This is a genomic window from Streptomyces niphimycinicus, from assembly GCF_018883605.1.
Taxonomy (GTDB): Bacteria; Actinomycetota; Actinomycetes; order Streptomycetales; family Streptomycetaceae; genus Streptomyces; species Streptomyces niphimycinicus.
Map to the genome: position 1 here is coordinate 1 of NZ_JAHLEM010000505.1, position 1,284 is coordinate 1,284.

Below are 1,284 nucleotides of genomic sequence, written 5' to 3' on the forward strand. Positions count from 1 at the left end.
GCGGCTTCCTGCACGACGCGGCCGACTTCGACCCGGCGTTCTTCGGCATCTCGCCGCGCGAGGCGCTCGCCATGGACCCGCAGCAGCGGCTGCTGCTGGAGACCTCCTGGGAGGCGTTCGAGCGCGCGGGCATCGATCCGACCTCGCTCCAGGGCAGCCGGACCGGTGTGTTCGCGGGCGTGATGTACCACGACTACGCCTCCCGGCTGTTCTCCGCGCCCGAGGACGTCGAGGGCTTCCTCGGCAACGGCAGCTCCGGCTCCATCGCGTCGGGCCGCGTCGCCTACACCTTCGGCCTGGAGGGGCCGGCCGTCACCATCGACACGGCCTGCTCCTCCTCCCTGGTCGCCCTGCACTTCGCCGCCCAGGCGCTGCGCCGCCGGGAGTGCTCGCTGGCCCTGGCCGGCGGTGTCACGGTGATGTCCACCCCCGGCACCTTCACCGAGTTCAGCCGCCAGCGCGGGCTCGCGGCGGATGGCCGCTGCAAGTCCTTCGCGGCTGCGGCGGACGGCACCGGCTGGGGCGAGGGCGCCGGAATGCTGCTGCTGGAGCGGCTCTCCGACGCCCGCGCCAACGGCCACCAGGTGCTCGCCCTCGTCCGCGGCAGCGCCATCAACCAGGACGGCGCCAGCAGCGGGCTGACCGCCCCGAACGGCCCCTCGCAGCAGCGCGTCATCCGCCAGGCCCTGGCCTCCGCCCGGCTCTCCGCCGGGCAGATCGACGTGGTCGAGGCCCACGGCACGGGTACGACCCTGGGTGACCCCATCGAGGCGCAGGCCCTGCTCGCCACGTACGGGCGCAACCACACCGAGGACCAGCCGCTGTGGCTGGGCTCCATCAAGTCCAACATCGGCCACACCCAGGCCGCCGCCGGTGTCGCGGGCATCATCAAGATGGTCATGGCGATGCGCCACGGGACGCTTCCGCGGACCCTGCACGTCGACCAGCCCACCCCCAACGTCGACTGGTCGGCAGGCGCGGTCTCGCTGCTGACCGAGGGGCGCGCCTGGCCCGACACCGACCAGCCGCGCCGGGCCGCGGTGTCCTCGTTCGGCATCAGCGGCACCAACGCGCACACCATCCTGGAACAGGCGCCCGAGCCGGACGCCGAGGAGCCGCGGACCGCGAAGACGGCCGACGACGGCGCCCCGGCCGAGGCCCGCGCCGCCGCCGCGCTGCCGCTGTGGACCGTGGCGGCCAAGAGCCGCCCCGCGCTGCGCGCGCAGGCCGCGAACCTGCGCGCCCACCTCGAGGCCCACCCCGAACTGCGCCTCACCGACGTCG

Annotated in this window: 1 protein-coding gene; it reads left to right on the plus strand. The window is 74.6% G+C overall.

Annotated features, from left to right (window positions below; all coding sequences use genetic code 11):
• The coding region (locus KN815_RS34285; RefSeq protein WP_216345749.1) for a type I polyketide synthase at positions 1–1,284 on the plus strand (1,284 nt) is incomplete at both ends.